Below are 12952 nucleotides of genomic sequence, written 5' to 3'. Positions count from 1 at the left end.
TCGCTAAAAAGAACATCCAGTTGCATCCACCCTGTGAAGTGGGAAAATATGGTTTAGGCTAATTATCATGATGAGAAAATCTAGGCTTTATTAGTCTAAAAATAGGGAGAGCTTACAATCGCAGATCCAAATAATTCTAATAGACAGCTTTTGCACACAACTCATCATGCTGGCATTATTTCTAAAGAAACGTTTGAATCGGTTGAGCTTGAGATGGCAGCTCTTAGAGCTGTATATAGACAGTGGAGGAAGTCCACCGTATTAAACCAATTTCAGAAGGTGGAACGCACGTAAGAGAGAATCTGCTCTCTCTTTGTAAATCCTGCCATTCAACGATTCATGCTAAGCGTGGAGATTGCTGGTATAAGAATACCCACTAATAAAAAGTGGCTATGATATGTACCCAGAATACTGGACACATATTTATGAACTAGGCTGGACACATGGATGCTATCCTGTATTGTACAGGAGGCATCCATTTTGTTTTTGCCTGAATTCTTTTATTATTATAGTAATCTATATATTCTTCAACTGCTTTTGAGAATTCTTCGAAGGAGGAATAATCTTTCTCATAGCCGTAATACATCTCATTCTTTAGTCTTCCGAAGAAGGTTTCCATTATACAGTTGTCATAACAATTACCTTTTCGCGACATAGACTGTACAATACCGTGTTTCTGTAAGGTATTTCTAAAATAGGCATGCATATACTGCCAACCTTGGTCTGAATGAAATATAAGCCCTTCAACAGATGGGAATTTTTCAAAAGCTCTATCCAGCATTCTTGATACCTGCTCAAGATTCGGGCTTGTTGATAAATTATATGAAATGATTTCATTCGTATTCATATCCAGTACTGGAGAGATATAGCATTTCCCCCATGAAAAATTAAACTGAGAGACATCTGTTGTCCATTTCTGCAATGGTGCTGTTGTACTGAAATCCCTATTTATTACATTATCAGCAATCTTACCTACTTCGCCCTTATAAGAATGATATTTTTCCTTTGGACGCTTACCAGCTAATCCTGCTTTATGCATAAGGCGTTGAACTCGCTTATGATTTATATGATATCCACGATTTAGTAATTCATGATAAATTCTACGAACACCATATCTATGCTTGTTTTTTTCAAATATTTCTCTAATAACAATCAGTAATTCTTCATTGCGATCAGCAACTACATCTGATTTGTTAATCTCAAAATAATAAGTTGATTTAGACATGCCAATAGCTTTTAAGAGATATTTTAATTGGTATCCTTTTTCACGGAGTTCTTTGATGATTGCTGCTTTTTCGCCTTGAGTTCCGCAGCCCATTTTTCGTGTCTCAAGGCGATTAATTTTTTTATTGCTTCATTCTCCGTTTTTAAGTATTCAGTTTCTGCTCTAAGACGAATTAATTCTTCACGTTCTGATGGGGTTAAATCAGTGGGTTTGGATTTCTTGCTCACGTTTGCTTCCTTCTTACTTTTTCTGCCTTTTTTGAGATTTAATCCTTCATACCCTTTAACTTTATATGTCTGAACCCATTTAGACAATAATCCACTATCAATTCCTGCACTAATAGCAACAGATTTTTGTGATTCACCAGCAAGTACACGAGCTACTAACTGATATCTACATTCAGCCGAACGTTCTTTACATGTAGTTGGATGCCGAAGAGAATCAAGACCATATATATCTGCAATTCTTGACCATTGTACAATTCTTTTTCTAAAATTCTTTTGACTTATACCTTCTGGTGTCTCAATCCACTGACCAGAGCGATATAGTTCTACAGCATTAAGTTTAAAAGCATAATCGTATTTCATACAAAACCCCTTTCACTGGTTGTGTCCAGTAAAAGGGGTACATATCACTATTTGGGTAGTGCATCAATATTTCGTTTTGCATATAGAAGTCTACGTACTTCCATGGTGTTGTCGATAACGACGTAAAAAACGTCAAAATTACGGACGTTGATCCTGTAGTAAGGATGTTCTCGTAATTTTGCCGATTGGTAAGGAGCAAAAGCAAGTGGCATTTCGAGTCTCTTAACAATGGCTAATTCAATATCGTCAACGAGACGATGGGTTACATCAGGATTTTGCAAAGTAACGCTTATATAGTCAACGACCTCGAGCAAATCTTCTTTGAAGAGTGGAAGAAAGGCTAATTTATAGGTGTTCTTGCTCATTGATCCTGCTCCTTACACTATCAAAGACATCAGCTTGAGAAAGGCGAACAGAGGTGTTTGCTGCAAAAGCATCTGCTTCATCAAGCTTTCTTTCTATGTCATCAGTAAGGGAAGAATATTGCTCAAGGCTCATGAGAACCATTGTTCCATAACCATTTTTTGTAAGAAATACCGGCGCATTGGAATTAACAACCGTTTCTTCTATCTCAGGGAATTTATTCCTCAAATCAGAAACTGGACGAATATTGATCATGATATCATCCTCCTTTTTATCAAGATAATATCGTAATTTTATTAAAATTAAAAGAAGACCAGCTATAAAAAGTCAATAAATCCCATCCGGCTCATTCAATCCAACCTACAAAGCCGAGGCGTCAGTCTCCTATAAATCTGACAGACATTAATATACAAGGTCGTTATTGACCATGTCTATTCTGACCTTACTGGCTCTTTTACTTATGCTTAGTTAAAATATTTTTCGCAGGCATTTTTATTTGATGTATTGCGTTATATTTCATCAACGTTTCATAAAAGGTGCGTAGAATGTCATTAAAAGCTAAAAAATTCTATTGTGTAAAAAATAAAGGAGGAAAAATTTATGAAAAAAAGTATCAAGAGGAGCATGCCTATTACTTACGTTATGTTTAGGTTTAAGTGCAGTTGGCCGTCAAAAAAAGTAATGAAAACAATAAAATTAGAGAAGGACAATCCATAATTTCTGAAGAAGCAGGCATGTCAAATAATGCAAATGGCAAAAATGAAACTTTTAAACCGTCAGATTATACATTTTTGACATTTGAAAAAAATGATGGAAAAACAAAAAAATGCAGTTATAGAAAAAATGGGCGATGGTTATGAAAAAGTGGAAGAATGGTATTGAAAGAATTGGGACTATTGGTATATTTGAAAAAAATATGTCAGAAGAAAAAATATCTGAAATTACAAGCTGCAATACTCGTACTAAAATAGGAGTTTCAAGTGATGGAAAATACGATTGCTATTTAAGCACAAATAGCGGAGCGGAAAGCAATCTTGTGGAAGAATTTAAAAATACTGAGATTGAAATTACAGATAAAAAAGAGCGTCCTGAAAATGGTTTTGTGCTATCAGAAAAAACTGATTTAGAAAATACAGAGGCATTTAGCAAAGAGTCCGTTAAAGATTTACGTAACCTATCAACAAAGGATATAAATGGCAAGGATTTTTCAAGTAAGTATTTTGAAAAGTATGATATTACTACGGTAAACGTATTTGCAAGTTGGTGTACAGCTTGTGTAAAGGAAATTCCTGATTTGATTGAGGTTCAGAATGAAATGAAAAGCAAGGGTGTAAATGTCGTTAGAGTTGTAACAGATACTGTTGATGATAACGGTGAAAACAAGGAAGCAATTGAAAGGTTAAAGTTGATACATGAAAAGACAAAGGCTTCATATCATTTGAATAAAAGTATGAGAGGAGCTGTAGTTTTTTGTACTAGTTGAGGTAGATGTAAAAAAGTTTGCCAAATGAATATAAATTCCAGTTGAAAATTGTAATCATCTAGAGTGTATCAGATGTGGACGATGTAAAAATGCTTGTCCCGTGGATGCAATTAGTTTGTGGATAAAAAAATAGAGAGGAGCGTATTATGATAGTGATAAAAAATGCAATAGCATATATTACAAGAAAAAAGAATAGAACATTTATTATTTTTATTATTTTAACAATAGTTCTTTCTTGTTTGTATTCTTGTCTAACAATAATGAAATCAAGTAATAAGATAGAAAAGACTTTATATAAAAATTCTAATGCTTCAATATCAATAACAAAAAAAGACGGTAAACATTTTAATGTAAATCAATTTAAAGATATTGAAAAAATAAAAGAAATTGAAGAAAAAATAATTCAATTTGATGGATTGGCAAAACTAAAAGATGCGAAAGTAGTTAGCGGAGAACAAAAAATAAACAGGGAAGATATATCTGGCGAATTAAAGAATGTTGTTTCATTCGAAGCTACAAATAATACTAAAAGAAATATTTTATTTAGCAGTGGAGTATTTACCGTTAAAGAAGGTAAGAGTATAGGAGAAAATGATAAGAATTCAATTCTTGTACATGAAGAATTTGCCAAACAAAATCATCTAAAATTAGGTGATGAGGTTAATCTTGAATTACTGGATACAGAGAGCAACGGACAATTTGGAAATCATAAATTCAAAATTATAGGGATTTTTTCCGGCAAAAAACAAGAAAAATACACGGGATTATCTTCTGATTTCAGTGAAAATATGGTGTTCGTGGATTATTCAACTAGTCAAGAGATATTAAATAAGACCGGAAATAATCAAATTGCAAATAAAATCTTGATGTATTCTAATAGTGCAGAATCTACACATTCAGCTCTTAACAAATTGAAAGAGCTTAAAATTGATGAATCAAATTATTCTATTGAGAAAGATAATAGTGCGTTTGAAGAGTCTCTGGAGTCAGTGAGTGGAATAAAACATATAATAAAAATAATGACTTATTCTATTATGTTAGGTGGTATGGTTGTTCTTTCATTAATCTTGATTCTATGGTTAAGAGAAAGAATTTATGAGATAGGTATATTATTATCAATCGGTACCTCTAAGATAAAGATTATAATGCAATTTATATTAGAGTTAGTATTCATATCTGTCCTAGGCGTAATAACTTCCTTATTTTTAGGGAATGTATTGTTAAAAATAATTGTTGATGGATTCATTAAATCAGACGAATCAATGGTTTTCGGTGGAAGCTTAATAAATAATAGTAGTTTTATGCTAAATATAGCAACACTTGGACAAAGCTATTTAATATTAATAAGTATTATTGTTTTATCAGTTTTATTTGCTTCTTCATTAATATTAATCAAGAAGCCTAAAGAAATATTATCAAAAATAAGTTAGGAGAAAATAATGGATATATTAGAAATAAAGAATGTAGCATATAGTTATGCAAATTCTAAAGAAAAAGTTTTGTCAGGAGTAAATCAAAAATTTGAACCTGGGAAGTTTTATGCGATAGTAGGAAAGTCAGGAACAGGAAAATCCACACTTCTTTCATTGCTTGCCGGTCTTGATAAACCTCAAATAGGAAAAATATTATTTAAGAATGAAGATATAGAAGAAAAGGGATATAGTAATCATAGAAAAAATAATATATCTTTGGTATTTCAAAACTATAATTTAATTGACTATTTGTCACCACTTGAAAATATTAGATTGGTTAATAAGTCAGCTGATGAAAGTATACTATTTGAACTGGGACTAGATCAGAAACAAATAAAAAGAAATGTTATGAAGTTATCCGGTGGACAGCAACAAAGGGTAGCTATTGGCAGAGCATTGGTATCGGAGGCTCCGATAATACTGGCTGATGAACCTACCGGTAATTTAGACAGTGTTACAGCCGGAGAAATAATTGATATATTAAAGAAATTAGCTAAAAATAGAAATAAATGCGTAATAGTTGTAACACACAGTAAGGAAGTGGCGGATTCTGCAGATATAATTTTAGAATTAAGTGGTAAAAAATTGAAAAAAGTGGAGGTTGAATAATGATAAAAAATGCATTTGCTTATGTAACCAGAAAAAGCTTAAAATCATTGATTCTTATATTGGTTATTTTATCAATGGCAACTTTGTGTCTCATTAGTTTATCTATCAAAGATGCCACAGACAGAGCCTCAAAAGAAACCTTTGCCAACATAACAAACAGTTTTTCTATGGAGATCAATAGACAAGTAAATCCGGGAACACCTAGGGGCGGAGGAAATGTAAAAGGTGAAGACATTAAAAAGATATCTCAAGCAGACAGTATAGACTCCTATGTAAAAAGAATAAACAGCGTCGCGGATCTAGTTGATTATGATATTATTGAAACTGAAGAGACACTTGCAAATCAATCACCGGAGAGAGCTAAGAATTTTAAAAGAACGGTTATGTTGACAGGTGTTAACGACTCGTCAAAAGAAACAAAATTTGTATCAGAAGCATATAAATTAGTTGAAGGAAATCATTTAAAAAACGATGATAAAAATAAAGTTTTGATGCATAAGGATTTAGCAGCAAAAAACAATCTGAAAGTCGGAGATAAAATTAAATTAAAATCCAATTTATTTGATGCCGATAATGAAAAGGGAGCAAATGAAACCGTAGAAGTAGAAATTAAAGGTTTGTTTGATGGACATAACAGTGGAGGAGTGAGTGCTGCACAAGAGCTTTATGAAAACACGTTGATTACCGATGTTCACACTGCTGCTAAAGTTTATGGAAACACAGAAAATACAGCTGTATATCAAGATGCAACATTCTTCGTAAAAGGTGATAAAAGTCTTGATAGCGTAATAAGGGATCTTGGGAAATTGGATATAAATTGGAGAGAATATAATTTGATTAAGAGCACATCAAATTATCCAGCATTACAGCAATCCATATCGGGCATCTATTCAATATCAAACAAACTGTTTGCCGGTTCATTAATATTTGCAGGCGTTGTAGTTTCATTGTTGCTGTTCTTATGGATGAATGCAAGAAAGAAAGAGATAGCGGTATTACTGTCATTAGGCATATCAAAATTAGAAATTTTCGGACAATTTATAATTGAGATGGTATTCATATCCTTTCCCGCACTTTTCGGTTCTTATTTCTTAGCTCAATATACAGCTGATAAGCTTGGGAACAATATATTGAATAAGGTTACCGGTGAGATAGCTAAACAAATAGCCAGACAATCTGCGTCTAGCCAATTAGGCGGTGGGGCAGAAGCTGAAGGCTTTAACAAGACTTTATCAAGTTTAGATATAAATATGTTACCTAAATTTATAATTTATGTAGTTATATTTGTGAGTTTGGTACTTCTTGTATCATTGATTCTTTCTTCATATAATATACTAAGAAAGAATCCCAAAGAACTATTAATTGACAATAATTAAGATTTTCGGTGCTAAAAAGCACCGAAAATTTTCAGATTTTAAAGATTAAATAATATACTGTATAATATAGTATGTATATTTTAAATGAGGCATCTATGAGAATATTAACTGTTGAAGATGATAGTGTTATAAGAGAGGGTATAAGTGAATATCTTTCGGAATTCGGATATACTGTTATTCAAGCTAAAGATGGCAGGGAAGCCCTATCAAAATTTAATAGCGATATAGATTTGGTTATCTTAGATATTCAGATACCTTTTATAAATGGCTTAGAAGTATTGAAGGAAATTAGAAAGAAAAGCGATTTACCAATTATAATCTTGACTGCATTTAGTGATGAAGAATATAAAATTGATGCATTTACTAATTTGGTAGACGGATATGTGGAAAAGCCATTTTCATTACCGGTTTTAAAGGCCAGAATAGATGCATTAATTAAGAAGACTTATGGGCATTTAGAGAAATTTGAATATAAGGATTTATCGGTTAATTTTAATAGCTATACGGCTAAAATAAATGATAAAGAAATAGATGTGAATGCAAAAGAATTAGAAATTTTAAAATGCTTATTGGACCGTGATGGACAAGTGTTAACAAGAATGCAAATCATTGATTATGTATGGAAGGATAGCGAAGAAATTCCTTATGATCGAGTAATAGATGTATATATAAAAGAACTTAGAAAAAAATTACAATTAGACTGTATAACTACTATAAGAAATGTGGGATATAAATTGGAGAGAAAATGAAAGAATTAAAGATATTCCCCAAAATGTTTATACAAATATTTTCTGTCATTGGGATAATAATTATATCGGTTCATTTGTTGGTTTTTTTTATCTTTCCTAAAACATATTTGGAAACTAGAAAAGAAAAGATTCATAATATGGCAAATAAAATTTCCGGAAATATGAATGGAAAAGAAATAAGATATATAGAACAAGCATTAGAGCTTTATTCTAAAAGTAGTGAAATAAAGGCGTTTATAAAAGAAAAAAAATATAATAATGAATTACAAATCAAAGATAATATAAATTTTAATCCAGAAAGTGATAGTAATTCTTTGATAATTGAAGAAAGAGAAATAAATCTTAATGATGGTAAAAAAATAAATCTGCAATTTGTTTCTACAGCTGACATGCAAAAAGACGCAAAAAATTTAAGCCTTAAATTTTTACCATATTCTTTATTGATATCAATTTTATTTTCTGCCGTTATTTCTTTGCTTTATGCAAAATTGATAAAAAACAACATACAAGAAATAAAAACTGTGACTGATAAAATGATGAAACTTGATAAAAAAATACGTTTAAAGGTTGGCTCAAACGATGAGATTGGACAACTAAAACAACAAATTAATGATTTGTATTCTGCTTTATTAAGAAATATTAACGATTTAGAATTTAAAAACAAAGAGATTTTAAAATTAGAAAAGTTAAAATACGATTTTTTTAAGGGTGCATCCCATGAACTTAAAACTCCACTTGCCAGTCTTAAAATAATATTGGAAAATATGAAATATAATATTGGGAAATACAAAGAAAGAGATGTTTATATTAATGAATGCATTGAAATCGTTGATAGTTTAACAAAAAATGTTTATCAAATATTATCTATTCATTCTATAGAAAATTTGAATAATGATGAAGAATATTTAAGAATAAATGATACATTAGAAGATGTGCTAAAAAAGTATGAAGTATTAGCCAAACAAAAGAAAATAACTGTCAATAATTATATATTAGACGAGAATATTTATATAGGGAAAACAGCTTTAAGAATTGTTCTGTCTAATTTGATTAGCAATGCTGTAAAATATACGGATTTAAGTGGGGCGATTAATATTAGGGTGGTTAATGATTGGTTGTATATAGAAAATTCAAACGCTAATAATAAAATTTTGAACATGAATAAGATATTCGATGTTAATTTTGATATAAATAAAGAAAATAGTAATGGCTTAGGTTTATATATTGTAAGTAATATTCTGAATAATTACAATATAGAATATGAAGCACTGCAGGATGAAGATTTCTTTATATTTAAAATTAAAATATTTTCTTAAATAAGATATAGTTTTGCAATAGTATTGAAAAATATAAACTTATTATTGCCATGGAAGTAAATACTTTTTCTTATTGAAAGAGAATATAAAACAACTGATATAAGAAATCAGGATTTGAATGTTTATGAAAGAGAAGGAAAAATTTGCTTTATCAGTTTGGCTGGAGGACACAATGGATGGTAAGCACAGTATTGTTGTTAAGGAAAGACCTGAATTTAGGAGAGTATGAAATAATTTCTGTAAAAAGCAGATGAAAGATTCCAATAGGTACTCCTGCGATATAAACTAATTAAAGGAGGCCGAAAAAATGGCAAGAAGCAAAAAAAGAAAACATCCACAAAGTGAAAATGACTGAAGGGAAGCGGAAAATCATCCAAGGACTTCTCCAAGAATACGACATTCAAACGGCAAAAGATATTCAAGAGGCACTAAAAGATCTATTAGGCGGAACAATCAAAGAGATGCTGGAAGCTGAAATGGATAATCATCTAGGATACGAGAAATCGGAGCGTAGCAACTCAGAAAATTATCGAAACGGCTACAAAGAAAAGACAGTAAACACAAGCTATGGTTCCATGAGCATAGAAGTTCCGCAGGATCGTAAATCCACATTTGAGCCACAGATAGTAAAGAAACGCCAAAAAGACATATCAGAAATTGATCAAAAAATCATCTCAATGTACGCCAAAGGGATGACAACAAGGCAAATTTCAGATACATTGATGGATATTTATGGATTTGAAGTATCAGATCGCAAATTAAATCGCCAAAGGAGCGTTTTTCCAAGCTCACAAGCGTTATTGAAGGCTTTGTATCTATCTACTTTTGAAGCTACGAAGAAATGGACTATGCCACTTAGAAACTGGGGCCAAGTTTATGGCGAATTGACGCTCATGTATGAGGATAGGCTACCTGAATAACTTGAAAATACCAAGCAAAAGAGCAGACAGGAAACACCTGCCTGCTCCTGACATGCAATTTCACATGAATTATATAATGAATAACTGCTAAGTAGTTGGAATAGCAAGCATCTGGGCTAATTATCAGGAAATTATATCACAGGAAATCTTATTTACAGAGATTTATTCACACACTCAAAAGCATAAAAGATTATTACGCTGAGCAAAATGACCAATATGATTTCTCTCGGTCAGAGGGAATTAAAAATTACATTGCCGATATGCTTAGTGCATATTAAAGAACATACAGCAGCACCCTATTTACGATACATTGTGCTATACTCTGTATTTATTAGTAATTTATTAGTAAATTGTTCATTTGGAGGCAACATGGCACAATTTAAGCATTCAGAAATAGAAGCGAAGTGGCAGAAGAAGTGGGAGCAGGCGAATTGTTTTGCAGCAGTAACTGGCTCAGCTAAGCCGAAATTTTATTGCTTGGTTGAATTTCCCTATCCGTCTGGACAGGGCTTACACGTTGGACATCCACGTCCTTACACAGCCTTAGACGTTATTGCTCGTATGCAACGTATGCGTGGCTACAATGTCCTTTATCCCATGGGCTTCGACTCATTTGGCTTACCAGCTGAGAACTACGCTATCCAGCATCAAGTCCATCCGGCTGTCATAACAGCTGAGAATGTCGAACGCTTCACTAAACAGCTTAAGCGTTTGGGCCTGAGCTTTGACTGGGAACGAGAGATTAGAACGAGCGATCCAGAATATTACAAATGGACACAGTGGATTTTCCTCCAAATGTTCAAACACGGCTTAGCTTATAAGAAAGAAATGGCCGTCAACTGGTGTACATCATGTAAATGCGTGCTTGCCAATGAAGAAGTAGTTGGCGGTACGTGTGAACGCTGCCATAGCGAAGTGGTGCAAAAACTAAAATCACAATGGATGCTGAAAATTACAGCCTATGCTGATAAGTTGCTGGAAGGTTTGGAACATGTCGATTACATTCCCCAGATTAAAATGCAACAACGCAACTGGATCGGGCGTTCAGTCGGGGCAGAGATAGATTTCAAAACTTTGAATGCTAAATCTACTAATTCCGAAGTGATTACCGTCTTTACAACGCGCCCAGATACAGTTTATGGCGTATCATACGTCGTTTTAGCACCGGAACATCCTTACGTAGAACAGTGGTTACAGAATAAGCTCATTACTAACGTTGAAGAAGTCAAGGATTATCAAGCACAAGCTCAGAAAAAATCCGATTTTGAACGTACAGAGCTAGCCAAAGACAAAACAGGCGTTAAGTTGGATGGCGTTACAGCAATTAATCCTGTTAATGGCAAGGAAATTCCAATTTTCCTCTCCGATTACGTATTAGCTACCTATGGTACAGGGGCTGTAATGGCAGTGCCTGCACATGATAGCCGTGACTTTGAATTTGCTAAAAAGTTTAATTTGCCAATTCAACAAGTTATCAAGGCTGCAAATTCTGAGACAACCGAGTTACCATTCGTTGATTACGAGGGCGTTTTGATTAACTCAGACATTTTGAATGGCTTAACAGTTGAAGAAGCCAAAGAGCGCATGATTGCTTACTTGGAAGAACAAGGCTATGGACGCAAAAAAGTTAATTACAAATTGCGTGACTGGGTTTTCTCACGTCAACGTTATTGGGGCGAACCAATTCCAGTTGTTAATTGCCCTAAATGTGGCTATGTAGCTTTGCCTGAAAGTGAGTTGCCACTTGTTTTACCAGAACTGGAACGCTACGAAACAACAGATAACGGTGAGTCACCACTAGCTAAGCAGACAGCTTGGGTCAATACAACTTGCCCAGAATGTGGCGGAGCTGCTTCGCGAGAAACAGATACCATGCCACAATGGGCAGGTTCATCTTGGTATTTCTTGCGTTATCTTGACCCGCACAATGATAAGGAATTTGCTTCCAAAGAAGCGCTTAATTATTGGATGCCTGTTGATTGGTATAACGGTGGTATGGAACATACAACATTGCACTTACTGTATAGCCGCTTCTGGTATTTGTTCTTGCGTGATATTGGTGCTGTACCGACAGATGAACCATATGCTAAGCGCACAGCCCATGGCATGATTCTAGGTGAAGATGGCGAGAAGATGAGTAAATCACGTGGCAATGTCGTAAATCCTGATGACATTGTGAACGATTACGGTGCTGATACATTACGCTTGTATGAGATGTTTGTCGGTGACTTTGAAAAAGTTGCGCCTTGGAATACCCGTGGTGTGCGTGGCTGTCATCGTTTCTTGGAACGTGTGTATAGCTTGCCAGACTTCTTAGAAGCTGGTCAAAATGTTAAAGTTGATGCTGACGGTTACGGCTTAGATATTCAGACGAAGATGCACCAGAGCATTAAAAAAGTCGGTAGTGATGTTATGAACTTGAAGCATAATACTGCAATTGCTCAGCTAATGACTTTAACTAATGCTTTCTATGAGCGTAAGGCTATTACAAGAGCGGAGTTAAGAACATTCTTAATTCTCTTAAATCCATTTGCACCGCATTTAACTGAAGAATTATGGGAGCAAGCTGGCTTTAGCGTGAACGGCAGCTTGTTGGCAACAGAAACTTGGCCGACTTATGATGAAGCAAAGTGCGTGGAAGATGAAATTGAGATTGCTATTCAGGTGAACGGCAAGATGCGTGGCACGATTAAAGTGGCACAGACGGCGGAAGCTGACGCAATCAAGGCTTTAGCTAAGCAAGATGAACATGTGCAATCTTATCTAGCAGGCAAGCAGCTTGTTAAGGAGATTTATGTGCCGAAACGTTTGGTGAACTTTGTCGTTAAATAGCTTTTGATTTTAAGCAAAGA

Annotated in this window: 15 protein-coding genes; 11 read left to right on the top strand and 4 right to left on the bottom strand. The window is 33.7% G+C overall.

What is annotated here, in order from left to right; genetic code table 11:
- The first annotated feature begins 242 nt into the window (after positions 1–242).
- Positions 243–380 carry an HNH endonuclease gene (locus tag PYS62_RS07130; RefSeq protein WP_082714281.1) on the top strand — a complete coding sequence of 46 codons (138 nt, stop codon included), beginning with the start codon at positions 243–245 and terminating at the stop codon, positions 378–380.
- Between the two features lie 50 nt (positions 381–430).
- Here the strand turns inward: PYS62_RS07130 and PYS62_RS07125 are convergent, their stop codons facing one another.
- The 4 genes from PYS62_RS07125 to PYS62_RS07110 are packed head-to-tail and all read right to left on the bottom strand — an operon-like array spanning position 431 to position 2430.
- The gene (locus PYS62_RS07125; protein ID WP_082714282.1) at positions 431–1318 is read right to left on the bottom strand and encodes an IS3 family transposase; all 888 of its coding nucleotides are present in this window, start codon (positions 1316–1318) and stop codon (positions 431–433) included.
- Positions 1249–1812: a helix-turn-helix domain-containing protein gene (locus PYS62_RS07120; RefSeq protein ID WP_066713357.1), complete on the bottom strand. Its 564-nt coding sequence runs from the start codon at positions 1810–1812 to the stop codon at positions 1249–1251. The genes PYS62_RS07125 and PYS62_RS07120 overlap by 70 nt, the downstream gene beginning before the upstream one ends.
- 47 nt (positions 1813–1859) lie before the next feature.
- Positions 1860–2177 carry a type II toxin-antitoxin system RelE/ParE family toxin gene (locus PYS62_RS07115; RefSeq protein ID WP_066713123.1) on the bottom strand — a complete coding sequence of 106 codons (318 nt, stop codon included), beginning with the start codon at positions 2175–2177 and terminating at the stop codon, positions 1860–1862.
- On the bottom strand, positions 2158–2430 hold the full coding sequence (locus tag PYS62_RS07110; protein ID WP_066713121.1) for a type II toxin-antitoxin system Phd/YefM family antitoxin: 273 nt from the start codon (positions 2428–2430) through the stop codon (positions 2158–2160). Before PYS62_RS07110 ends, PYS62_RS07115 begins: the two co-directional genes overlap by 20 nt.
- 401 nt (positions 2431–2831) lie before the next feature.
- Between PYS62_RS07110 and PYS62_RS07505 the strand changes: the two genes are divergently transcribed.
- From PYS62_RS07505 to leuS, 10 genes are all read left to right on the top strand, one after another.
- Complete coding sequence (locus tag PYS62_RS07505) at positions 2832–3035, top strand: hypothetical protein (RefSeq protein ID WP_390085743.1); 204 nt, start codon at positions 2832–2834, stop codon at positions 3033–3035.
- Positions 3032–3658, top strand: a complete 627-nt coding sequence (locus tag PYS62_RS07105; protein WP_390085740.1) for a redoxin domain-containing protein — start codon at positions 3032–3034, stop codon at positions 3656–3658. Before PYS62_RS07505 ends, PYS62_RS07105 begins: the two co-directional genes overlap by 4 nt.
- A gap of 34 nt (positions 3659–3692) precedes the next feature.
- Positions 3693–3791: a 4Fe-4S binding protein gene (locus PYS62_RS07100; protein ID WP_452038991.1), complete on the top strand. Its 99-nt coding sequence runs from the start codon at positions 3693–3695 to the stop codon at positions 3789–3791.
- Positions 3792–3804: 13 nt separating this feature from the next.
- Positions 3805–5088: an ABC transporter permease gene (locus PYS62_RS07095; protein ID WP_449224109.1), complete on the top strand. Its 1284-nt coding sequence runs from the start codon at positions 3805–3807 to the stop codon at positions 5086–5088.
- Positions 5089–5097: 9 nt separating this feature from the next.
- A complete protein-coding gene (locus PYS62_RS07090) occupies positions 5098–5739 on the top strand; it encodes an ABC transporter ATP-binding protein (protein WP_066713119.1) in 642 nt (213 codons plus the stop codon).
- A complete protein-coding gene (locus tag PYS62_RS07085; RefSeq protein ID WP_066713117.1) occupies positions 5739–7115 on the top strand; it encodes an ABC transporter permease in 1377 nt (458 codons plus the stop codon). Before PYS62_RS07090 ends, PYS62_RS07085 begins: the two co-directional genes overlap by 1 nt.
- Before the next feature lie 95 nt (positions 7116–7210).
- Positions 7211–7864: a response regulator transcription factor gene (locus tag PYS62_RS07080; RefSeq protein ID WP_066713114.1), complete on the top strand. Its 654-nt coding sequence runs from the start codon at positions 7211–7213 to the stop codon at positions 7862–7864.
- Entirely contained in the window at positions 7861–9180 is a 1320-nt protein-coding gene (locus PYS62_RS07075) for an ATP-binding protein (RefSeq protein ID WP_066713111.1), read from the top strand. The genes PYS62_RS07080 and PYS62_RS07075 overlap by 4 nt, the downstream gene beginning before the upstream one ends.
- A gap of 347 nt (positions 9181–9527) precedes the next feature.
- Positions 9528–10100, top strand: a complete 573-nt coding sequence (locus tag PYS62_RS07070) for a transposase (protein ID WP_315574202.1) — start codon at positions 9528–9530, stop codon at positions 10098–10100.
- A gap of 369 nt (positions 10101–10469) precedes the next feature.
- Positions 10470–12932, top strand: a complete 2463-nt coding sequence (gene leuS / locus PYS62_RS07065; protein ID WP_066713128.1) for a leucine--tRNA ligase — start codon at positions 10470–10472, stop codon at positions 12930–12932.
- The last annotated feature ends 20 nt before the right edge of the window (positions 12933–12952 follow it).

It is taken from the genome of Amygdalobacter nucleatus (assembly GCF_029167365.1).
Lineage (GTDB): Bacteria > Bacillota > Clostridia > Saccharofermentanales > Fastidiosipilaceae > Amygdalobacter > Amygdalobacter nucleatus.
This window is presented reverse-complemented; position numbering and strand designations above follow the sequence as displayed.

Bases quoted from the DNA above. Each gene is read 5' to 3' on its own strand.
- PYS62_RS07125 (WP_082714282.1), bottom strand. From the start codon at position 1,318: ATGGGCTGCGGAACTCAAGGCGAAAAAGCAGCAATCATCAAAGAACTC.
- PYS62_RS07120 (WP_066713357.1), bottom strand. From the start codon at position 1,812: ATGAAATACGATTATGCTTTTAAACTTAATGCTGTAGAACTATATCGC.
- PYS62_RS07115 (WP_066713123.1), bottom strand. From the start codon at position 2,177: ATGAGCAAGAACACCTATAAATTAGCCTTTCTTCCACTCTTCAAAGAA.
- PYS62_RS07110 (WP_066713121.1), bottom strand. From the start codon at position 2,430: ATGATCAATATTCGTCCAGTTTCTGATTTGAGGAATAAATTCCCTGAG.
- PYS62_RS07105 (WP_390085740.1), top strand. From the start codon at position 3,032: ATGAAAAAGTGGAAGAATGGTATTGAAAGAATTGGGACTATTGGTATA.
- PYS62_RS07095 (WP_449224109.1), top strand. From the start codon at position 3,805: ATGATAGTGATAAAAAATGCAATAGCATATATTACAAGAAAAAAGAAT.
- PYS62_RS07090 (WP_066713119.1), top strand. From the start codon at position 5,098: ATGGATATATTAGAAATAAAGAATGTAGCATATAGTTATGCAAATTCT.
- PYS62_RS07085 (WP_066713117.1), top strand. From the start codon at position 5,739: ATGATAAAAAATGCATTTGCTTATGTAACCAGAAAAAGCTTAAAATCA.
- PYS62_RS07080 (WP_066713114.1), top strand. From the start codon at position 7,211: ATGAGAATATTAACTGTTGAAGATGATAGTGTTATAAGAGAGGGTATA.
- PYS62_RS07075 (WP_066713111.1), top strand. From the start codon at position 7,861: ATGAAAGAATTAAAGATATTCCCCAAAATGTTTATACAAATATTTTCT.
- PYS62_RS07070 (WP_315574202.1), top strand. From the start codon at position 9,528: ATGACTGAAGGGAAGCGGAAAATCATCCAAGGACTTCTCCAAGAATAC.
- leuS (WP_066713128.1), top strand. From the start codon at position 10,470: ATGGCACAATTTAAGCATTCAGAAATAGAAGCGAAGTGGCAGAAGAAG.